Genomic DNA, 19139 nt, shown 5'->3' with positions numbered 1-19139 from the left:
GACCGGCGGAGCCACCCCCCCCTAAGCGACCCACCAACCCTCCCTTCCGCACGCCCCCCCCGCCGGCCGCCCCCGGGCTGCGCCGGGGCGGGGGCGGGGGGTGGGGGGGGGGGGCCGCCCCCCCCCCCCCCCCCCCCCCGCCCCCCCCGCCCCCCCCCCCGCCCCCCCCCCCACCCCCCCCCCCCCCCCCCCCCCCCCCCCCCCCCCCCCCCCCCCCCCCCCCCCGGCCCCCCCCCCCCCCCCCCCCCCCCCCCCCCCCCCCCCCCCCCCCCGCCACAGCCGCCGATAAGCGCCCAACAGCCGCTCGGCCTCGGGCGCACCAATCAGCCCGGCCCGCCGTCCGGCTGCCACCTGCAGCTCTACCCGCCGGGCGGGGGACGCGGCCTTCAGCGCCAGCATCTGCGCCAGCAGTTCGATATCCTGCAGACGGCCCGGCCCGTCCTTGGCCTCCAGCACGCCCTGCCCCGGCTTCGCCGCGCGCAGCCGCGCGCGCATCTCGGCCACGTCCTGCGTCACGCTCTCGCCCCCGGCCTTGGCGGCCAACAGCGCCTTGCGGAACTCCTCGATCTCATCGCCCAACTCAGAAGACCCCGCCACCAGCCGTGCCCGGGTCAGCGCCAGATGTTCCCAGGTCCAGGCCTCGTCCTGCTGGTAATGCCGGAACGCATCGAACGAGGTCGCCACCGGCCCCTGCCGCCCTGACGGCCGCAGGCGCATGTCGACCTCGTAAAGCCGCCCCTGCGCCATCGGCGCCGACAGCGCGGTCACCAAGGCCTGTGTCAAGCGCGCGTAATAGGGCCGTGCGGCCAAGGGGCGGGCCCCCTCCGAGGCCTCTTGCCCCGCTGCGTCATAGATCACGATCAGGTCGAGGTCCGAAGCCGCATTCAGTCGCCCCGCCCCCAACGACCCCATGCCCAGCACCGCCGCGCCCCGGCCCGGCATCGGCCCATGCTTGCGCGCGAATTCCTCGACGACCACCGGCCACAGCCCGGCCAGCGCCGCGTCGGCCAGCGCGGCATATTGGCTGGCCGCCTCGAACCCGTCGATCAGGCCGCGCAGGTGATGCACGCCGATGCGGAAATGCCATTCCTTGGTCCAGACCCGCGCCGCGTCCAGCCGCGCCTCGTAGTCGCGCTCGGCCCCCAGCCTTTGGGCGAAGCTCTGTGCCAGCGTCGCCGCGTCGGGCCAAGCGGCGAAGAAGCCGCCGCCGATCACCGCATCGAACACGCCCGCGTTGCGCGACAGGTAATCCCCCAGCTTCGGCGCCGTGGTCAGGATGTCCGACAACAGGTCGATCAACGAGGGGTTGGCCTCGAACAAAGAGAACAGCTGCACCCCGGCCGGCAAGCCACTGAGGAAGCGGTCGAAGCCGATGATCGCCTCGTCCGGCGAGGGCGCCCGCATCAGCCGCGACAGGATCTCGGGCTCCAGCCGGGTGAAGATGTCCTGCGCCCGGGTCGAGCGCAGGGCCGGATAGGACCGCCAACCGGCGACGATGCCGCGTTGCTGATCGCTCAACACCGGGCGCGGCGCGCTTTCCGAGGGCTGGAAGAAATCCTCGGTCAGCGCCATCACCCGCTCCAGCCGGGCCCGCAGATCGGCGCGGAAGGCCTCGGTATCGGCCCAGCCCGAGAAGCGGGCGATGCGGTCCCAATCCTCGGGCGCTTTGGGCAGGATCTGCGTCTGCGCGTCCTGCACCATCTGCAACCGGTGCTCCAACTCCCGATGTGCGCGGTAGGCTGCCACCAATTCGGCCGCGACATCCTCAGGCACCCAGCGCTTCGCCGCCAGCGCGCGCAAGCCGCCGACGGTGTCCGAAGCTCGCAGCTCAGGATCGCGCCCGCCGGCGATCAACTGCCGGGTCTGGGTGAAGAACTCGATCTCGCGGATGCCGCCGCGCCCCAGCTTCAGGTTATGCCCCTCCAGCGCCAGCGCCCCGGCAAGGCCCTTATGCTCGCGGATGCGGCGGATCATGTCATAGGCGTCCTCGATCGCCCAGAAATCGAGGTGCCGCCGCCAGACGAAGGGCCGCAGCACCGACTGGAACTTCGCCCCCGCCGCGAGGTCGCCTGCGCAGGGCCGCGCCTTGATCCAGGCCGCGCGCTCCCATGTCCGCCCGAGGCTTTCGTAATACCGCTCGGCCGCCTCCATCGAGATGCAGACCGGCGTGACCGAGGCATCGGGGCGCAGCCGCAGATCGGTGCGGAAGACATAGCCCTCGCCGGTATGGTCGTTGAGCATCGCCGCGGCCTTGCGGGTCGCGCGGATGAAGGCCTGCCGGGCCTCCTGCGCGTCATCGGGGTCGAACTGGCTTTCGTCGAACAGGCAGATCAGGTCGATGTCGGAGGAATAATTCAGCTCTCCCGCGCCCATCTTGCCCATGGCGAAGGCCACCATGCCGGCGCCGCGCTCTTCATCGCCCGCAGCCGCGCCCGGGATCTTCTGGCGCCGGATCTCCTCGGCCAGATGGGTCGCGAAGGCGCGTTGCACTGCAAGGTCCGCAAAACGGGTGAGCGCGCCGGTGACCTCCTCCAGGGACCAGACGCCGCCCAGATCGGCCAAGGCGGCCAGCAGCGCCACCCGGCGCTTGCCCTGTCGCAACAGGCTGCCGGTCTCCGTCGGCGGCGCCGGGATCAGGCCGGCCATCACCCCGTCGAACGCCGCCTCGGGCGTGCCAGACAGGGCCTCGCGCAGCCACGCTTCCTCGCGCTCCATCAGGCCTTTGAGGAAGGGGCTGCACCCGGCGGTTCCGGCCAGCAGAGCGCGCAGCGCCTCGGGCAGGTCGGCGAACCGCACGGCGATCTCGTCGGCGGGATCGCGGTCATGGGCAAGGGGCGAGCGGGTGAGTCGGGACAGGAATTCGGCCATGTCCCGATTAGCCCCGCCCCGGCCCGGATCGTCAACGCGGCAGATCAGGCCAGCGCGACATCCTCGCCGTCACCCTGCCGGTCGCGCTGCAGGTTGAGGCCGCCCGCCACCACGACGAAACCGCGGATGTCCGCGCCACGGTCCTTGCGGATCGTCGCCTCGGTCACGGTCAGCTCGGTGAAACCGGCGGCGGCCAGCACGCCCTCCAGATAGCCGCGCGAATGCGCGAAGCGGCGGCTCTCGCGCAGGACAAGCGGCTCCGACCCGGCCTCGACCGTGAAGGCCAGAACACCGTCGGGCGTCAAGGACCCCGCGCACCACGCGACGATCCGCTCCAGCGCACCGAGGTAGACGAAGACATCGGCGGCGAGGATCAGGTCATAGCGCGCGCCGATCTGCAGCTCGGCCAGATCCGCCTTCTCCAGCCGGTCGTAGATCCCCTTGGCCTGCGCCTGCCCCAGCATCGCCGCCGAGAGGTCGCAGCCCTCCAGCCAGCCGGTCGAGGCGCGGAACACCTCGCCCGCCAGCCCGGTGCCGCAGCCAAGGTCCATGGCCTGCGCGAACCGCCGCCCACCAAGGGCATCGCGCAGCAGCCACGGCGCGCGATAGCCCAGCTTGTCGACCAGAGCGGTGTCGAATTTCTCGGCATATTGGTCGAACAGCGCCTCGACGAAGGCCGCTGGCATCGCCTCGACCATCGGCACCTTGCGGGCGAGGTCGCGCTTCAACCCCGCGCCCAGCATGTCCGAAGGATCCGCCGCCATCGCCTTCTCCCACGCGTCGCAGGCCGCCTCCGGGGCGCCTGATGCCTCGTGCCACTCACCCAGCCGATACCAGCCAGCCGCCCAGCCGGGCGTGCGCCCCAGCGCCTCGGCCAGCAGCGCGCCGGCGCCGCCAGGGCCGCCGCTTCCCGCCACCCCTTCGAAAAAATCAAACCGCCGATCCACGATCAGATCGCCCGAGGACGCTGCCCACGATGCCATGCTTCACAAAGTCCAAAAGGGGGACGTGCCGGGGCCGTTTCGGCCGGGCGGCAGGCCCGGAAACACCGCCTGAAAGGCGCGGTGCAGCGCGCATCTAGGGCCGCGCATGGATTCGGTCAAGTCCCGCCTTGCGTTCCTGCGCGAGCCTGCGACAGTGACCGGGTGGAGGGTCGTGTATGCGCAAGTTTTTCAAGCGATTGGGCTGGGGTCTGCTGCTGTTTCTGGTCGTTCTGGCCGCCGTTGGCCTGTGGAAGCGCGAGCAGCTGATGCGCCTGATGGCCGTCAACTCGCTGTTCTCCGAGGACCGCATCGTCCACAATTTCTCGCATATGGATCAGTTGTTCCTGAGCGCCCCCATGGACGGCGGCACCCCCTCGGCCTTGCCGCTGGGCGACGACGCCCCGATGCCCGACGGCTTCGACACTTGGCTGGCCGAGCGCAGCGTGACCGGCCTTGTCGTCCTGCACGACGGCCAGATCGTGCACGAGCAATACCGCCTCGGCACCGCGCAGGACGATCCGCGCATCTCTTGGTCCGTGGCCAAGAGCGCCCTGTCCCTGCTGCTGGGAACCTTGGTGGCCGATGGCACCATCCCCGACCTTGACGCGCCGGTGACGCAATACGCGCCGGCGCTGCGCGGCTCGGCCTATGACGGCGCGACGATCCGCAACGTGCTGCGCATGTCCTCGGGCGTGGCCTTCAACGAGGATTATCTGGACTTCTGGTCCGACATCAACCGCATGGGCCGGGTGTTGGCGCTTGGCGGATCGATGGATGGCTTTGCGGCCGGCCAGACCGCCCGCCGCCCTGCCGCGCCGGGGTCGGACTGGCATTATGTCTCCATCGATACGCATGTCATCGGCATGGTGATCCGGGGGGCGACCGGCCGCTCCATCCCCGATCTGTTGTCCGAACGGATCTTCCAGCCCCTCGGCCTCGACCGCGATCCCTATTACGTCACCGATGGCGAGGGCGTGGCCTTCGTGCTGGGCGGGCTGAACCTGACCACGCGCGATTATGCCCGGATCGGCCAGATGGTCCTGCAGGAGGGCGCATGGCAGGGCCAGCAGATCGTCCCCGCCGACTGGATCGCCGAGAGCACCGCCCCCGGCCCGCATCAGGCCGAATTCGGCACGGGCTATGGCTATCAATGGTGGCTGCCCCCCGACGCCCGCCCCGGCGAGGCCTGGGCACGCGGCGTCTATGGCCAGAACATCTGGATTGACCGCACCCGCGGCGTGGTGATCGCCGTCAACTCGGCCGATCGCCTGTTCGAAGAGCCCCCGGTCATGCCGCAAAACGTCGCGATGTTCCGCGCCATTGCCGAGACCGTCTCGCCCCCCACCAACTAACCCACCCCAGCCAGCCGAAAGGAACACCATGTCCGACAGCCAGCCCGTCATCGCCCAGAAAGCCCCCTACCCGGTCGAGGTCGAAGAGGGAAAAACCTATTTCTGGTGCGCCTGCGGCAAGTCCCAGCGCCAACCCTTTTGCGATGGTTCGCACAAGGGCAGCGACTTCACCCCGGTGAAATTCACCGCCGAGTCGACGAAGAAAGCCTTCCTCTGCGGCTGCAAGCACAGCGACAAATCGCCCTTCTGTGACGGCACGCACAAGGGGCTCTGACCAAGCGCCGGTGCAGAAACTTTGGGCAGATGCCCGCCACCCGAGAGAAAATCCTTCCCTCCCAAGGCATTATTCGTGCTACAATCATCAGGCGAGTGTGGCGGCTTGTTCGGCCACACCCGCCTCCTTTCCTCCATCGTTTATGGGGGGCCATTGATTTCAAAGACCCTTTGACGGGCCTCAGCCCGGAGTAACCAGTTATGAAAGTCCCATCGATCAATTGCCTCGGCGGCCCGCTCGAGGAATGTTCGCTCGACCCCGTCACCGGCTTCTTCCGCAACGGCTGCTGCGATACCGGCCCCGCCGACCAAGGCAGCCACACCGTCAGCGCACAGATGACGGCCGAGTTTCTGGCACTGTCCAAGTACCTCGGCAACGACCTGACGACGCCGCGGCCGGAGTACGGCTTTCCGGGGTTGAAGCCCGGCGATTCGTGGTGCCTCTGCGCCTCGCGCTTCTTGCAGGCGCATGAAGAGGGCGCGGCCCCGGCCGTGCGCCTGAAGGCGACCCATATCCGCGCGCTGGACATCGTGCCCTTGTCGATCCTGCAGCTCTATGCCGTCGACGCACCGCCGGTTGGAGACCGCTGAGGCCGGACGCGACGAAAAGCGCGCTGGCATCGCCTGCGTGTCGAGTGCACAACGGCAGGATGATCGAACCGCGCTTCCCCATCACCGCCGAGGAAATCGACGCCGTCGTCGCCGATTTCTACGCCTTTGTGCGCCAACATCCCGGCCTTGGCCCGGTCTTTGCCGCGCATGTCACCGACTGGCCCGCGCATGAGGCCAAGATCGCCGGCTTCTGGCGCAACGCGATCTTGTTCGAGCGCAGCTATGACGGCAATCCGATGCAGGTGCACAAGACCGCCGGCAATGTCCGCCCCGGCATGTTCGAGCCTTGGCTGGGCCTGTTCGACATGGTGCTGCGCCGCAACCTGCGCCCCGAGCAGGCCGAGGCATGGTCGGCCTTGGCGCACCGGATCGGCCAAGGCCTGCGCGCCGGCTTGGTGGAAAGCTCGACCCGCGGCATTCCGAACCTGCGCGACGGCCCCCGTTTAAGCTGACCCCCTCTTCGATGCCCTCAACGGCTGCCCGCGACCGGGGTCGAACCGCGCGGGGTGGGCGGGCGGGAGCGTCGGGTCGGCACCGGGCGCGGGCCGCTTACAGCGACGCCGCCGGGGTCAGCGTCGCGCCGGGCACCAGCACAGGCCGTCCATCCGCATTCTCGATCGCAATCGCGGTGACCATCCCGCTCATCGGGTCATAGCGCACGGCAATCAGCATCGCGCCCCCACGGCGGGCTTCGATGGTGATGCCGCCCTCACCCTCCGTCGCCTCGACCGCATCCCAGCCCGAGCTGCGAAACGCTTCGGCCAAGGCCTCGGCCTCCAGCAGCGCATCAACAGAGGACGGCGCGACCTCCTCCTCGCCCCCAACCTGCGCCAATCCGGCCTGTGGCCAGACAGCGAAGGCGCCGACCGTGGCGGGCAGCAGCAGGGCAAGGGTTACGGCAGGCAGATCGAAGGCGCGCATCAGGGTTCTCCTCAGCTCGGTCAGGGCCGAAACCAACGCACCGCCCCCCTGCCTGTTCCGCCGCAAGCGCAACGGAAACGGCCCCGAGGTCTCCCCCGGGGCCGTGTCAGCGAAAGCCTGCCGAGAGCGAGGCTTCAGATCTTCATCTCGACGTTCAGATGCTTGGCGACGGTGAAGATGTCCTTGTCGCCCCGACCCGAGAGGTTGATGACGATGATATGCTCTTTCGGCAGGTCGCCCGCGATCTTCATCACATGCGCCAGCGCGTGGCTGCTTTCAAGCGCCGGGATGATGCCCTCGGTGCGGCAGCAGAACTGGAAGGCTTCCAGCGCCTCGGTATCGGTGATCGAGACATATTTCGCCCGGCCGATATCGTGCAGCCAGCTGTGTTCCGGCCCGATGCCCGGATAGTCGAGCCCCGCCGAGATCGAATGCCCTTCGAGGATCTGACCATCCTCGTCCTGCAGCAGATAGGTCCGGTTACCGTGCAGCACGCCCGGGCGCCCGCCCGTCAGCGAGGCGCAATGCTCCATCCGGTCGTCGACGCCATGGCCACCGGCCTCGACACCGATGATGTTCACCGACTTGTCGTCAAGGAACGGGTGGAACAGGCCCATCGCGTTCGAGCCACCGCCGACGGCAGCGACGATCGTGTCGGGCAGACGGCCCTCGCCTTCCTGCTCTTCCAGCTGCCAGCGGGTTTCCTTGCCGATGATGGCCTGGAAATCGCGGACCATGGCCGGATAGGGGTGCGGACCCGCCACCGTGCCGATGCAGTAGAAGGTGTCGCGCACATTGGTCACCCAATCGCGCAGGGCGTCGTTCATCGCGTCCTTCAGCGTGCCGCGGCCCGAGGTCACCGGGATCACCTCGGCGCCCAGTAGCTTCATGCGGAACACGTTCGGCGCCTGACGCTCCACGTCAGTGGCGCCCATGTAGACGATGCACTTGAGGCCGAACTTGGCGCAGACGGTGGCGGTGGCCACGCCATGCTGGCCCGCGCCGGTCTCGGCGATGATGCGCTCCTTGCCCATCCGCCGCGCCAGCAGGATCTGCCCCAGCACGTTGTTGATCTTGTGCGCGCCGGTGTGGTTCAGCTCCTCGCGCTTGAGGTAGATCTTCGCGCCGCCCAGCTCCTCGGTCATGCGCTCGGCGAAATACAGCGGCGAGGGACGACCGACGTAGTTCTTCCACAGATCGTCCATCTCGGCCCAGAAACTCGGGTCGGTCTTGGCGTGCTCGTATTGAGCTTCCAGCTCCAGAATGAGCGGCATCAGCGTCTCCGAGACGAAACGTCCCCCGAAGATGCCGAAACGCCCCGTCTCGTCCGGGCCGGTCATGTAGGAATTCATCAGATCGTCAGGCATGGGATCCCTCTTCGCTTGCCCCTGCCTACTCCGTTCCGCCTGCCTCCTGCAACAAGGCAATGACCGCGGCATAGCGTTCCCGGGGCTCCGTCCCCTCGATACGCGCGCGGTCCGGGTCCGGATCAGCGGCTTCAGCCCGATTGGCGTTGGCGATGCTCTGTTCGATCCGTCCCAGCGGCGTCAGCCCCTCGCTGTCGCGTCCCTGCGGATCGGCGCCGTGCTGCAACAGGACCTCGACCAGCGCCGCCTGCCCCAGCCGCGCCGCGCGGTGCAGCAGGGTCTCCCACCCTTCGAGGTTGCGCCATTGCAGGTTCGGGTCCAGCCCGTGCTGCAACAGCCACGCCATGACGGAGGGGCGCGGCGGCATCATCGCCAGATCCGCCAGACGGCGCAGATGCGGCGCCAGATCGGCCCCGCCCTCCAGCAAGGCCTGCAAGGTCGCAGGCGAGGCACAGCGGGAATGGGATTGCAGCGGCAAGGTCCCCGGCGCGGGGCTGCCGGGTGACATCTCCGACGGCGGCGGGGCGACGCGGTTGGGATCGGCCCCCCGTGCGATCAACAGACGCACATCCGCCGCACGGCATTCGACAATCGCCATCCGCAACGCGCGGTCCAGCGCCACGGGGTCCGACAGGTCGGAGGACCGCCAGTTGCCGAAGAAGGCCCAGGCTCCGGCGCCTGCGGCGAGGAACGCGGCAAGAGCCAGCCCGACGCGCCAGCCACCGATCTGCCGGGGTGGCGTCGCGCGCATCCGGCCCGACGGAGGGCGCCCCCCCAACCCGAAGTCAGGCGGACCACCCGGCGAAGAACCGGCGGCTGAGGACGCATCGTGCTCGGAATCGCTGACGAGGGGACGATCATTCCCCAGCTCTTGGCCCTTCTCGCGTTGGCCCGGCTTATCATTCGGCGACATGCGCGTGAGGATAAGTCAGGTCAGCGGTTAATCAAGGGGACTGATCTATCGCAAGACTGAGGCCGCCAATGCTTTGATACGACGCGATTTTCGAATCGCCCGCCACAGCGTGGCGACTGCAAGATGCGCGAAATTCCGCACCGCCTCACAGGAAAATCACCGAAGCGTGAAACCGGAACGCCCCCTCGCGCGTTTGTCCCGCAACAGCCGCCTTCGACAGAGCGGCCCCCGACACGGAGACCTCCCATGCTGCGCCTGACGCTTCTTGCGATCGCCATGGGCACCGCGCTGGCCTACAGCGCCCACGCTGCCCAGACGACCACCCCCCCGCTTTCCACCGCCACCGGTTCCGCCGTTCTGATGCCGGTCGGCCGGCAACTGAGCGGCGTGACCGTCACCGTCACGCTGCCTGCCGACAAGGCCGGCGCGCCCACGGGCAGCCCGTCGCGCCGCCAGATCGCCGCGATGGAAGCCGGCGAGAAGCCGGTACAGGAATGGACGATTTCGGACTGAGACCCGCGGGCGACAGCCTCAGGCTGTCGCCGCCGCCACGAAACGCGCAATGGCGTCCGCATCCTTGACGCCCGGCGCGCTTTCCACGCCTGACGAGACATCCACCTGCCGCGCGCCGGTCAGGGCGATGGCGTCGCGAACATTCTCGGGCGTGAGCCCACCGGCCAGCATCCATGGCACCGGCCAGCGCCGCCCGGCGATCAGTCGCCAGTCGAAGGCCAAGCCATTGCCGCCCGGCAACACCGCATCCTTGGGCGCCTTGGCATCAACCAGCAGCATGTCCGCGACCCGGCCGTAGTCGGCCAGCGCCGGCAGATCCTCGGCCGAGGCCACCCCCACCGCTTTCATCACCGGCAGACCGTAGCGCGCGCGCAGCTCGGACACGCGCTCGGGCGTTTCCTTGCCGTGCAGCTGCAGGATGGACAGCGGCACTTCGGCCATTACGGCCTCCAGCAACGCATCATCAGGATCGACGAACAGCCCGACCGAGGCCAGCTCGGGCGGGAAGGCGACGGCCAAAGCGCGCGCCTGCTCGATACTGACCGCGCGCGGGGATTTGGGGAAAAAGACCAGACCGCCATAGGCCGCCTTGGCCGCGACCAATGCCTCGACATCCTGCGGGCGCGTCAGCCCGCAGATCTTCACACGCGTATCGGCGGGCATCAGCCTTCCTTGGACTCGAGGATCGCGAGGACCTGCTCACGCGCGGCGGCGTTGCGGCCCGCCTGCGTCGCAGGGGCGGCCGGGGTCGGGGCGGCGGTCGAGGGCTGGTCGGCCCGAATGCGGTCCAACTCGCGCCGGTTTTGCTTGGCCTCGACGCGGATCGAGCGCTCGCGCAGCCATTCCCAGACCAGACCCAGCACCAGACCAAAGCCCACGGCCAGCCCGATGATCACGAACAGCGGCAGGGTCAGCGCATAGCCGAACCCGAGGAAGGCGGTGACGGTGTCGGGCCACAGGGCCAAGGTCACCGGCTCACGATTGGCCAGCGCCACCGTGACGCACAGCAGCAGGACAACAGCCAGAAGGGCGTAACGAAGATATTTCATGGTCTCAGGTCGCTTCCGGGCACAGGCGCCCGTCACTTGCAGCAAGCCGGGCGCGATAGGTTACGAGGCGTCGCCGTTCAGTCGGTCGCGCAGCAGTTTGCCGGTCTTGAAGAAGGGCACGCATTTCTCTTCGACATCAACCGTCTCACCCGTGCGCGGGTTCCGTCCGGTGCGCGCATCGCGTTGCTTGATCGAAAAGGCCCCAAAGCCCCGAAGCTCGACGCGCTCTCCGCGGGCAAGGGCTTCGATGATCTCGTCGAAGAAGGTGTTCACGATGCGCTCGACATCGCGCTGGTACAGATGCGGATTGGCTTCGGCAAGCTTCTGGATCAGTTCCGAACGGATCATGGCCCCCCCCAAAGTGGTACCGGATGGTCTGGCACGGGCCCCAGCAGCGGAAACCCTCGGTGCGATGACTATAGGCCGGATTCCAGCCTCGGCAATAAAAACTATGCAAATCCGATGGTTTGCGCCGAAACTCCGCCGCACGGGGGCAATTCTCAGGCAGCTTCCGCCCCGTCATCCCCCTCCTCCATTGCAGCCCCCGCGCGAATCGGCCGGGTTGCCACAGCAACACACGGGCGACACTTTGCCGCCCCGCCCGCTTCCGATAGCCTCGCCCCCATGACCCGGTTCCATGCCTTCTGGATCACCCGTTCCGGCCGTTCCAGCACGTCAGGCGATCCGGCCGCGCGCTTTCCGTTCTGGAGCGTGACCAAGACCGCCATCGCCATCACCGCCCTGCAGGCGGTTGAGGCTGGTCGGATCGCGTTGGACGCGCCCCTGCCCCCTGTCGATGACGCCGCGCCCTACAGCCTGCGCCAGTTGCTCGACCACAGCGCCGGGTTGCCCGACTACGGCCCCCTGCCCGCCTACAAAGCCGCCGTGGCCGAGGGGCAGCGCGCGTGGCCCCGCGCAACGATGCTGGCACAGGCGCTGCCGCAGGGTCGGCTTTTCGCACCGGGCGCGGGTTGGGCCTATTCCAACATCGGCTCGATGCTGGCGCTGGAAGCGGTCGAGGGCGCGACGGGCCAGCCGCTGGCCGCGCTGATCACTGAGGGGATCGCACGGCCGCTCGGCCTGACCGCGTTGCGGCTTACCGAGGGACCGGCGGATTTCGCCGACCTGCACTGGCCGAAAGCACGGCACTATGATCCCGGCTGGGTCTATCACCGCTGCCTGACCGGCACGGCCGAGGCGGCAGCGCGACTGATCCACGGGCTGTTCACCGGCCAATTGCTGGAGCCGGCGACGATGGTCGAGATGTTGAGGGCCCGTCCGCTCGGCGGCGCCCTGCCCGGTCGGTCCTGGACGCGCTGCGGCTATTCGCCGGGCTTGATGAACGGAGAGATGGGCGAGGCCGGACGAGCGATCGGACATAGTGGCGCCGGGCCGTTCAGCAGCAATGCCGCCTATCACTTCCCCGATCTGCCGGATGCCCCCAGCGTCGCCGTCTTCGCCCATGGCCCGGACGAGGGACCAGCCGAACTGGAGGCCGCCCGGATCGCCCTGTCCCTCAGCACCTAAAGGAAAAGGCCCCGCCGAAGCGGGGCCTTTCCGATGCGTTCAACCGATCCGGGATCAGTTGTTGCCGCGCAGAGCAGCGCCGAGGATGTCGCCCAGCGAAGCGCCGGCATCCGACGAGCCGTACTGTTCGACAGCTTCTTTCTCTTCGGCGATCTCGCGAGCCTTGATCGACAGACCCAGTTTGCGGGTCTTCGAGTCAACCGAGGTGACGCGGACGTCGACCTTGTCACCGGTGCCGAAGCGCTCGGGGCGCTGGTCGGCACGGTCACGGGCCAGATCCGAACGACGGATGAAGGCCTTCATGCCGTTGTAGTCGACTTCGATGCCGCCGTCCTCGATCGCGGTCACTTCGACCGTGATGATCGAACCGCGCTTCACGCCGTCAACCGCATCCGAGAAGGTGTCGGCGCCCAGAGCCTTGATCGACAGCGAGATACGCTCGCGCTCGACGTCGACTTCCAGAACGGCCGCCTGGACGACGTCGCCCTTGCGGTACTGCTGGATGGCTTCCTCGCCGCGCTGATCCCACGACAGGTCCGACAGGTGAACCATGCCGTCGATGTCGCCGTCGAGACCGATGAACAGACCGAATTCGGTGATGTTCTTGACTTCGCCCTCGATGGTCGAGCCCGACGGATGGTTCTCGGCGAACACTTCCCACGGGTTGCGCTGGGTCTGCTTGAGGCCGAGCGAGACGCGACGCTTCGCGCTGTCGATCTCGAGGACCATGACTTCGACTTCCTGCGAGGTCGAGACGATCTTGCCCGGATGGACGTTCTTCTTGGTCCAGCTCATTTCCGAGACGTGGACCAGACCTTCGACACCCGGCTCCAGCTCGACGAACGCGCCGTAGTCGGTGATGTTGGTCACGCGGCCCTTGTGGACCGAACCCAGCGGGTAGGACTGCTCGACCGAATCCCACGGATCGGCCTGCAGCTGCTTGATGCCGAGGCTGATGCGGTGGGTTTCCTTGTTGATCTTGATGACCTGAACCTTGAGGTTCTGGCCGATCGACAGGACTTCGGACGGGTGGTTGATGCGGCGCCAGGCCATGTCGGTGACGTGCAGCAGGCCGTCGACACCGCCGAGGTCAACGAACGCACCGTATTCGGTGATGTTCTTGACGACACCATCCAGCACCTGGCCTTCGGCCAGCTTGCCGATGACTTCGGCGCGCTGTTCGGCACGCGATTCTTCGAGGATCGCACGGCGCGAGACAACGATGTTGCCACGGCGACGGTCCATCTTCAGGATCTGGAACGGCTGCTTCAGACCCATCAGCGGGCCAGCGTCGCGCACGGGGCGCACGTCAACCTGCGAGCCGGGCAGGAACGCCACAGCGCCGCCGAGGTCGACGGTGAAGCCACCCTTGACGCGGCCGAAGATCGCACCCTCGACGCGCTGCTCGGCCTCGTAGGCCTTCTCCAGGCGGTCCCAGGCGGCTTCGCGGCGGGCTTTCTCGCGGCTCACGACGGCTTCGCCGCGGGCGTTCTCGACGCGCTCCAGGTAAACCTCGACCTCGTCGCCGATGGCGACTTCGGGGGCTTCACCCGGGTTTGCGAATTCTTTCAGCTCGACACGGCCTTCCATCTTGTAGCCGACGTCGATGATGGCTTGGCCCGCCTCGATGGCGATAACCTTACCTTTGACGACACTGCCCTCTTGCGGGGTGTCGATCTCGAAGCTCTCCTGCAGGAGGGCTTCGAATTCAGCCATAGCATTGCTCATATAAATCAGTTCCTTATGGGTCTGTTTCACTGGCCTGACGGTTGGCTCCGCCGGTCTTTGACTGCCCTCAGTCTCATGCAAGAACGGACGCCCAAGCGGACGCCCGTTGCAACCATGCCTCGGGATGGGGGCGGCTATAGACCTGCAAAGCCTTTATGGCAAGGGAAAACCCGGCCCGGCAGCGGGTCTGCGCCGCCCCCCTTCCGGCCCCTTTCACAGGGGGCCGAGGGGTCAGGCGACGCGGGTCACCAGCGTGTCCATCGGGCGGCGGACCTTCTTCATGCTCAGCAGCCAGTCGCCCGAGGCATCGCGGTAACCCAGCGGCAACAGAGTGACCGACCGAAGACCGCGCGCCCGCAGCCCGAGGATCTCGTCGACCTTGTCGGTCTCGAAGCCCTCCATCGGGGTCGCGTCGACCTCTTCGAAGGCGGCAGCCGTCACCGAGGCCGAGAAGGCGATATAGGCCTGACGTGCGGCGTGGTTGAAGTTCTCTTCCGCCGTGCGCGGCAGATACATGCCTTTCAGGCGGTCGTAATAGGCGGTCAGCGCCTCGCTCACGCCGCCGCGCTCGGCACCCATCTGCTCGACCACGGCGTCAATCCGAGCGTCGGTGTAATTGTCCCAGGCCGCGAAAACCAGCAGATGCGAGCCATCGGTGATTTGCGCCTGATCATAGGCGGCAGCGCGGATCTGGGCGCGGGTCTCGGGGTTGGTGACCACGATGATCTCGAAGGGCTGCAGCCCGCTCGAGGTCGGGGCGAGGCGGGCGGCTTCGAGGATGCGCTCGACGGCCTCCTCGGGAACAGCGCGGCTCGGGTCCATCTTCTTCGTGGCATAGCGCCAGTTGAGCCGGTCGATAAGCATGGGGTGTCTCCTTCAGTCCCCCGGTCCCGGGGTGGTATTGATTTGTAACCGGGTGGATATATGATACTGTCAGAGAGCTTCAAGAAGGCACATTCGGGTCACCCGGTCACAGGAAGGGAACCAGCGATGAAGGATGTCGTTCACGGCTGCGGCCAATGCCAACGGATCAATGACGTGCTCTCGCGCGTGGGGGACCGCTGGAGCATGCTGGTGATCTATGCCCTGCGCGACGGGCCGGTGCGCTTCAACGCGCTGAAGCGGGAGTTGGGGATCTCGCAGCGGATGCTCAGCCTGACGCTGCGCAATCTGGAGCGCGACGGGCTGGTGCTGCGCCACTACTACCCAGAGATCCCGCCACGTGTGGAATACGAGCTGACGCCCCTCGGCCACAGCCTGCGCGGGCCGGTGCGGGCGCTGACTGACTGGGCCTTGGCGAACCTCGATCACATCGACGCGGCCCGCGCCAGTTTCGATGCTGAGGTCGAACAGGCCGGGTAACCTCCGGCCACACACCCGCAAGCCGCTGAAATTCCTTCCGTTACGCCAAGCCGGTGATAGTCTCACGGGCGGGAGGAACCAACATGACCATCATTCGCAGCGCCTATCCCGATGTGCCGATCCGGGATCTGACGATCACCCAGGCCGTTTTCGAGGGGATCGACCCCGACAGCATCGTGCTGATCGACGGCCCCACCGGGCGCGAGGTCACCGGCGCGCAATTCCTCGGCGGGGTGCGGTCGCTGGCCGGCGGCTTGGTCAGCCGGGGCTATGGCAAGGGCAGCTGCGTGGCCCTAATGGCGCCCAACCTGCCCGAGTTCGTCACCGTCTTCCACGCCGTCGCTTGGGCCGGCGGGACGGTGACCACAGTCAACCCCACCTATACCGCGCATGAGCTGAACCATCAGCTAAAGGACGCGGGCGCCGAGCTGTTGGTGACGATCTCCATGTTCCTCGACACCGCGCGGCAGGCCGTTGCCGGAACCAAGGTGCGCGAGATCGTGTTGATCGACGGCGCGGCCACTGGCGTCACGGCGCTGCGCGACATGATGGGGGCGCCACTGACGGAACAGGTGGCGGTCGATCTTGAGGAGCATGTGGTCTGCCTGCCCTATTCCTCGGGCACGACCGGGCTGCCGAAGGGGGTGATGCTGACCCATCGCAACCTCGTCACCAACATGGATCAGGCGCTGGCGCTGTCGGTGTTGCAGCCGGGCGAGACGACGGTCGCCTTCCTGCCCTTCTTCCATATCTACGGGCTGCAGGTGCTGATGAACTTCTACCTCGCCTCGGGCGGGACGCTGGTGACCATGCCGCGCTTCGATCTGGAGATGTTCCTGACCCTGTCGCAGACGCATCGGACGCCGCGGATGTGGATCGTGCCGCCGGTGGCGCTGGCGCTGGCCAAACATCCGCTCGTCGACAAGTTCGACCTCTCGTCGCTTGTGCAGGTCAATTCCGCCGCTGCCCCCCTTGGCGCCGATGTCGCCGAGGCCATGGGCAAGCGCCTCGGCACCGCCGCGACGCAGGGCTACGGCATGACGGAACTCAGCCCCGTCAGCCATGTCTCGCCCAAGGGCAAGGGCCGCGCCGGGGCCTCGGGCCAGACGATCCCCAACACCGAATGCCGGATCGTCGATCCCGAGACGATGAGGGACGCCGAGCCCGGTCAGGATGGCGAGATCTGGATCAAGGGCCCGCAGGTGATGAAGGGCTATCTCAACAACGCCAAGGCCACGGCCGACACGATCGTCGAGGGCGGCTGGCTGCGGACCGGCGACATCGGCCATTTCGATGCGGATGGCTACCTGTTCATCACCGACCGGCTGAAGGAGCTGATCAAGGTCAAGGGCTTCCAGGTCGCGCCCGCCGAGCTTGAGGCCCTGCTGGTGACCCACCCCGCCATCGCCGATGCCGCCGTGATCGGCGTGCAGGACGCCGACGCGGGCGAGGTGCCGATGGCCTTCATCGTCTCGGCCAACCCGCCATCCCTGGCCGAAGTGCAGGCCTTCCTCGACAAGGAGATCGCGCATTACAAGCAGGTGAAACGGCTGGAGGTGGTCGAGGCGATCCCGAAATCCACCTCGGGCAAGATCCTGCGCCGGATGCTGCGTGAGAAGGTCAGCGCGACCGCCTGACCATTACGGGCGCCGCCTCGGGTGGCGCCCACTCGCCGCCGAACGGCCCCGTCAGCACACCTGCCCTCCGCGATCACCGCGTGAGGTCAAAGACCATCGCGCACGGCACGCCCTCGCACGCACCGATCCCGCAGGCCTGCCCCCTGCGTCACCGCTCGTAATAGGCGTAGAAATACTGCCCACCGATCGAGCCGACATGCTGCGACCGCGTCGCCTCCTGTGCGTCAAACAGCGCCTGATCGCCGATCGGCTGCGAGGTGATCCCGCCGCCCTGCGGATAGCCATCCCGATAGACCGCCCAGCCGACATCCGGCTGCCAGTTCAATTCAGGCGTTTCGTCCACGGTCTGGACGATCACCTTCCCCTCCTTGAGCTTTTGCAGGAACTCGGCATGTTCGGGATAGCGGGCATCATACCCGGCCTCGGCGCTTTTCAGATAGGCCAAGGCCTTCTGGCGGAAGGCCTCCTTGTCCTGCGGCACGTCGAGCCCGGAATAGCTGATCTGCACACTATCCCCCAACCCCGACACTGCCCGCGCGATCTCGGAGCCCGCGCCAAAGTAATCGCGCGCGGCCTTCGCGCTGAGGACGAGCTTGCTGGCATTCTCAGGCGCCGTCGCCTCCGCGCCCGCCTTGGCCATGACCTGCGACCCGAAAGCCAAAGCCCCCTGCCCATAGGCACCGCTGGAGCCGAGCAGTTTCAGCGCGATCTGCGCGCCGGTCTGATAGGACGAAATGCCGAAACTCATGGTCACACCTCTTACGCAACAGGCCCAAGGCACCACGAGTTTCCTTGTCAACAGATTGCCAAGTCCCGACAATTGCGCACATCCGCCCCGGAGGGCCGGTGACCGGGCGCCCCCTCGCGGCGACGCCCCAGCCCCTCACAGCCGAAACAGGCCCAGCGCCTCGATCACCTGCGCCTTGGTTTCCTCGGTCCGCTCGCGGGCGCGTTCAGTCCCCTCGCGCACCACCGAGAGGACGTAGCCGAGGTCCTTCGCCAGAGCGGCCCGCCGCGCCCGGATCGGCGCGATCATCGCCTGAAGAATTCCTTCGAGCCGCCGCTTGATGACCGTGTCGCCCAAGCCTCCTACCCGGTAGCGCGCCTTCAGGGCCTCGACCTCGGCCCGGTCGGGATCGAAGGCGTCGAGATAGGTGAAGACGACATTGCCCTCGACGCAGCCGGGGTCCGAGACGCGTAGATGGCCGGGATCGGTGAACATCGCCCGCACCGCTGCGGCGATCTCGTCAGGGCTGGCGTTGAGCGCGATGGCGTTGCCGCCCGATTTCGACATCTTCGCCCGCCCGTCGATGCCCGGCAACCGCCCGGCCTCAGGGATCAGCGCCTGCGCCTCGGGCAGGATGGACTGGCCCGCGACGGCGTTGATGCGGCGGACGATCTCGTTCGTCTGTTCGATCAAGGGCGCCTGATCCTCGCCCACCGGCACGACAGTGGCGCGAAAGCCGGTGATATCGGCCGCCTGCGCCGCCGGGTAGCACAGGAAGCCCGCCGGAATGTCGCGCCCGAAACCGCGCTGGCGGATCTCGTCCTTGATCGTCGGATTGCGCTCCAGCCGGGCGACGGTGACGAAGTTGAGATAGAGCATCGACAGCTCGGCCAGCGCGGGCAGGTGCGATTGCAGGCAGATCGTGGATTTCGCCGGGTCGATGCCGACCGCGAGGTAATCCATCGCCACCTCCAGCACATTGCGCCGGACCTTGGCCGGGTCATGGGCATTGTCCGTCAGCGCCTGCGTATCGGCGAGCAGCAGGAATTGTCGGTGGCTGTCCTGCAACGCGAGGCGGTTTCTGAGCGAACCCGCGTAATGGCCGATATGCAGCGGGCCGGTTGTGCGGTCGCCGGTCAGGATCACGGGTCGGGGATCAAGGGTCGTCATGGCTGTCCTCAGAGAGACGGGGAACCGCAAGGGACAAGCCGGAATACACGAAAGGCCGCCCATGGCGGCGGCCCCCTGTGTTGTGAAACATCAACGCAATGTCGCGCGGGCCGCCCTATGAGGGAAGCCACCACCAA

The 19139-nt window shown here is 67.5% G+C and carries 20 protein-coding genes; 8 read left to right on the top strand and 12 right to left on the bottom strand.

The window, feature by feature from the left end; all coding sequences use genetic code 11:
- Positions 1-21 precede the first annotated feature (21 nt).
- Together BCY78_RS18875 and BCY78_RS18870 are read right to left on the bottom strand one after the other, a co-directional pair.
- A complete protein-coding gene (locus tag BCY78_RS18875; protein WP_068304959.1) occupies positions 22-2868 on the bottom strand; it encodes a glutamine-synthetase adenylyltransferase in 2847 nt (948 codons plus the stop codon).
- A 44-nt stretch (positions 2869-2912) separates the two neighbouring features.
- Positions 2913-3851: a class I SAM-dependent methyltransferase gene (locus BCY78_RS18870; RefSeq protein WP_068304955.1), complete on the bottom strand. Its 939-nt coding sequence runs from the start codon at positions 3849-3851 to the stop codon at positions 2913-2915.
- Between the two features lie 176 nt (positions 3852-4027).
- Between BCY78_RS18870 and BCY78_RS18865 the strand changes: the two genes are divergently transcribed.
- From BCY78_RS18865 to BCY78_RS18850, 4 genes are all read left to right on the top strand, one after another.
- Complete coding sequence (locus BCY78_RS18865) at positions 4028-5203, top strand: serine hydrolase (protein ID WP_068304953.1); 1176 nt, start codon at positions 4028-4030, stop codon at positions 5201-5203.
- A gap of 28 nt (positions 5204-5231) precedes the next feature.
- Entirely contained in the window at positions 5232-5477 is a 246-nt protein-coding gene (locus BCY78_RS18860) for a CDGSH iron-sulfur domain-containing protein (protein WP_068304949.1), read from the top strand.
- 200 nt (positions 5478-5677) lie between these two features.
- Positions 5678-6067, top strand: a complete 390-nt coding sequence (locus BCY78_RS18855) for a DUF2237 family protein (RefSeq protein WP_068304947.1) — start codon at positions 5678-5680, stop codon at positions 6065-6067.
- Positions 6068-6126: 59 nt separating this feature from the next.
- A complete protein-coding gene (locus tag BCY78_RS18850) occupies positions 6127-6540 on the top strand; it encodes a group III truncated hemoglobin (RefSeq protein WP_068304945.1) in 414 nt (137 codons plus the stop codon).
- A gap of 97 nt (positions 6541-6637) precedes the next feature.
- Here the strand turns inward: BCY78_RS18850 and BCY78_RS18845 are convergent, their stop codons facing one another.
- The 3 genes from BCY78_RS18845 to BCY78_RS18835 form a co-directional block, all read right to left on the bottom strand.
- Positions 6638-7009 (bottom strand): hypothetical protein, encoded by a 372-nt coding sequence (locus tag BCY78_RS18845; RefSeq protein ID WP_068304943.1) that lies wholly within the window; start codon positions 7007-7009, stop codon positions 6638-6640.
- Positions 7010-7143: 134 nt separating this feature from the next.
- Positions 7144-8376 (bottom strand): tryptophan synthase subunit beta, encoded by a 1233-nt coding sequence (gene trpB, locus BCY78_RS18840; RefSeq protein ID WP_068304941.1) that lies wholly within the window; start codon positions 8374-8376, stop codon positions 7144-7146.
- A gap of 25 nt (positions 8377-8401) precedes the next feature.
- Positions 8402-9289, bottom strand: a complete 888-nt coding sequence (locus tag BCY78_RS18835; RefSeq protein WP_083195149.1) for an ankyrin repeat domain-containing protein — start codon at positions 9287-9289, stop codon at positions 8402-8404.
- A gap of 246 nt (positions 9290-9535) precedes the next feature.
- Here BCY78_RS18835 and BCY78_RS18830 point away from each other — a divergent pair, with 246 nt between their 5' ends.
- Positions 9536-9802 (top strand): hypothetical protein, encoded by a 267-nt coding sequence (locus BCY78_RS18830; RefSeq protein ID WP_068304936.1) that lies wholly within the window; start codon positions 9536-9538, stop codon positions 9800-9802.
- 18 nt (positions 9803-9820) lie between these two features.
- Here the strand turns inward: BCY78_RS18830 and BCY78_RS18825 are convergent, their stop codons facing one another.
- The 3 genes from BCY78_RS18825 to ihfB are packed head-to-tail and all read right to left on the bottom strand — an operon-like array spanning position 9821 to position 11199.
- Positions 9821-10465, bottom strand: coding sequence for a phosphoribosylanthranilate isomerase (locus BCY78_RS18825; protein WP_068304934.1), 645 nt, complete (start codon positions 10463-10465; stop codon positions 9821-9823).
- Positions 10465-10851 carry a LapA family protein gene (locus BCY78_RS18820; RefSeq protein ID WP_068304931.1) on the bottom strand — a complete coding sequence of 129 codons (387 nt, stop codon included), beginning with the start codon at positions 10849-10851 and terminating at the stop codon, positions 10465-10467. The genes BCY78_RS18825 and BCY78_RS18820 overlap by 1 nt, the downstream gene beginning before the upstream one ends.
- A 60-nt stretch (positions 10852-10911) precedes the next feature.
- Positions 10912-11199, bottom strand: a complete 288-nt coding sequence (ihfB, locus tag BCY78_RS18815; protein ID WP_068304930.1) for an integration host factor subunit beta — start codon at positions 11197-11199, stop codon at positions 10912-10914.
- A gap of 276 nt (positions 11200-11475) precedes the next feature.
- Here ihfB and BCY78_RS18810 point away from each other — a divergent pair, with 276 nt between their 5' ends.
- The gene (locus BCY78_RS18810) at positions 11476-12378 is read left to right on the top strand and encodes a serine hydrolase (protein WP_068304928.1); all 903 of its coding nucleotides are present in this window, start codon (positions 11476-11478) and stop codon (positions 12376-12378) included.
- A gap of 54 nt (positions 12379-12432) precedes the next feature.
- Here BCY78_RS18810 and rpsA read toward each other — a convergent pair whose 3' ends face one another.
- Together rpsA and BCY78_RS18800 are read right to left on the bottom strand one after the other, a co-directional pair.
- Positions 12433-14106, bottom strand: a complete 1674-nt coding sequence (rpsA, locus tag BCY78_RS18805; protein WP_068304926.1) for a 30S ribosomal protein S1 — start codon at positions 14104-14106, stop codon at positions 12433-12435.
- A gap of 231 nt (positions 14107-14337) precedes the next feature.
- A complete protein-coding gene (locus BCY78_RS18800; RefSeq protein ID WP_068304924.1) occupies positions 14338-14970 on the bottom strand; it encodes an NAD(P)H-dependent oxidoreductase in 633 nt (210 codons plus the stop codon).
- A 126-nt stretch (positions 14971-15096) separates the two neighbouring features.
- On the opposite strand from BCY78_RS18800, the gene BCY78_RS18795 reads away from it, so the two are divergent.
- On the top strand, positions 15097-15468 hold the full coding sequence (locus BCY78_RS18795) for a helix-turn-helix domain-containing protein (protein WP_068304922.1): 372 nt from the start codon (positions 15097-15099) through the stop codon (positions 15466-15468).
- A gap of 83 nt (positions 15469-15551) precedes the next feature.
- Positions 15552-17105: an AMP-binding protein gene (locus BCY78_RS18790; protein ID WP_068304920.1), complete on the top strand. Its 1554-nt coding sequence runs from the start codon at positions 15552-15554 to the stop codon at positions 17103-17105.
- A 148-nt stretch (positions 17106-17253) separates the two neighbouring features.
- On the opposite strand, the gene BCY78_RS18785 is transcribed toward BCY78_RS18790, so the two are convergent.
- Both BCY78_RS18785 and trpS read right to left on the bottom strand, forming a co-directional pair.
- Complete coding sequence (locus BCY78_RS18785; RefSeq protein ID WP_068304917.1) at positions 17254-17853, bottom strand: hypothetical protein; 600 nt, start codon at positions 17851-17853, stop codon at positions 17254-17256.
- Between the two features lie 135 nt (positions 17854-17988).
- Positions 17989-19002 (bottom strand): tryptophan--tRNA ligase, encoded by a 1014-nt coding sequence (gene trpS / locus BCY78_RS18780; protein ID WP_068304915.1) that lies wholly within the window; start codon positions 19000-19002, stop codon positions 17989-17991.
- Positions 19003-19139: the final 137 nt, after the last annotated feature.

Origin of the sequence: Pararhodobacter sp. CCB-MM2, assembly GCF_001691415.1 — a bacterium.
Lineage (GTDB): Bacteria > Pseudomonadota > Alphaproteobacteria > Rhodobacterales > Rhodobacteraceae > Pararhodobacter.
This window is presented reverse-complemented; position numbering and strand designations above follow the sequence as displayed.

Excerpts from the sequence above, each read along its gene's own strand:
- BCY78_RS18875 (WP_068304959.1), bottom strand. The coding sequence starts at position 2,868 with ATGGCCGAATTCCTGTCCCGACTCACCCGCTCGCCCCTTGCCCATGAC.
- BCY78_RS18870 (WP_068304955.1), bottom strand. The coding sequence starts at position 3,851 with ATGGCATCGTGGGCAGCGTCCTCGGGCGATCTGATCGTGGATCGGCGG.
- BCY78_RS18865 (WP_068304953.1), top strand. The coding sequence starts at position 4,028 with ATGCGCAAGTTTTTCAAGCGATTGGGCTGGGGTCTGCTGCTGTTTCTG.
- BCY78_RS18860 (WP_068304949.1), top strand. The coding sequence starts at position 5,232 with ATGTCCGACAGCCAGCCCGTCATCGCCCAGAAAGCCCCCTACCCGGTC.
- BCY78_RS18855 (WP_068304947.1), top strand. The coding sequence starts at position 5,678 with ATGAAAGTCCCATCGATCAATTGCCTCGGCGGCCCGCTCGAGGAATGT.
- BCY78_RS18850 (WP_068304945.1), top strand. The coding sequence starts at position 6,127 with ATGATCGAACCGCGCTTCCCCATCACCGCCGAGGAAATCGACGCCGTC.
- BCY78_RS18845 (WP_068304943.1), bottom strand. The coding sequence starts at position 7,009 with ATGCGCGCCTTCGATCTGCCTGCCGTAACCCTTGCCCTGCTGCTGCCC.
- trpB (WP_068304941.1), bottom strand. The coding sequence starts at position 8,376 with ATGCCTGACGATCTGATGAATTCCTACATGACCGGCCCGGACGAGACG.
- BCY78_RS18835 (WP_083195149.1), bottom strand. The coding sequence starts at position 9,289 with ATGTCGCCGAATGATAAGCCGGGCCAACGCGAGAAGGGCCAAGAGCTG.
- BCY78_RS18830 (WP_068304936.1), top strand. The coding sequence starts at position 9,536 with ATGCTGCGCCTGACGCTTCTTGCGATCGCCATGGGCACCGCGCTGGCC.
- BCY78_RS18825 (WP_068304934.1), bottom strand. The coding sequence starts at position 10,465 with ATGCCCGCCGATACGCGTGTGAAGATCTGCGGGCTGACGCGCCCGCAG.
- BCY78_RS18820 (WP_068304931.1), bottom strand. The coding sequence starts at position 10,851 with ATGAAATATCTTCGTTACGCCCTTCTGGCTGTTGTCCTGCTGCTGTGC.
- ihfB (WP_068304930.1), bottom strand. The coding sequence starts at position 11,199 with ATGATCCGTTCGGAACTGATCCAGAAGCTTGCCGAAGCCAATCCGCAT.
- BCY78_RS18810 (WP_068304928.1), top strand. The coding sequence starts at position 11,476 with ATGACCCGGTTCCATGCCTTCTGGATCACCCGTTCCGGCCGTTCCAGC.
- rpsA (WP_068304926.1), bottom strand. The coding sequence starts at position 14,106 with ATGAGCAATGCTATGGCTGAATTCGAAGCCCTCCTGCAGGAGAGCTTC.
- BCY78_RS18800 (WP_068304924.1), bottom strand. The coding sequence starts at position 14,970 with ATGCTTATCGACCGGCTCAACTGGCGCTATGCCACGAAGAAGATGGAC.
- BCY78_RS18795 (WP_068304922.1), top strand. The coding sequence starts at position 15,097 with ATGAAGGATGTCGTTCACGGCTGCGGCCAATGCCAACGGATCAATGAC.
- BCY78_RS18790 (WP_068304920.1), top strand. The coding sequence starts at position 15,552 with ATGACCATCATTCGCAGCGCCTATCCCGATGTGCCGATCCGGGATCTG.
- BCY78_RS18785 (WP_068304917.1), bottom strand. The coding sequence starts at position 17,853 with ATGAGTTTCGGCATTTCGTCCTATCAGACCGGCGCGCAGATCGCGCTG.
- trpS (WP_068304915.1), bottom strand. The coding sequence starts at position 19,002 with ATGACGACCCTTGATCCCCGACCCGTGATCCTGACCGGCGACCGCACA.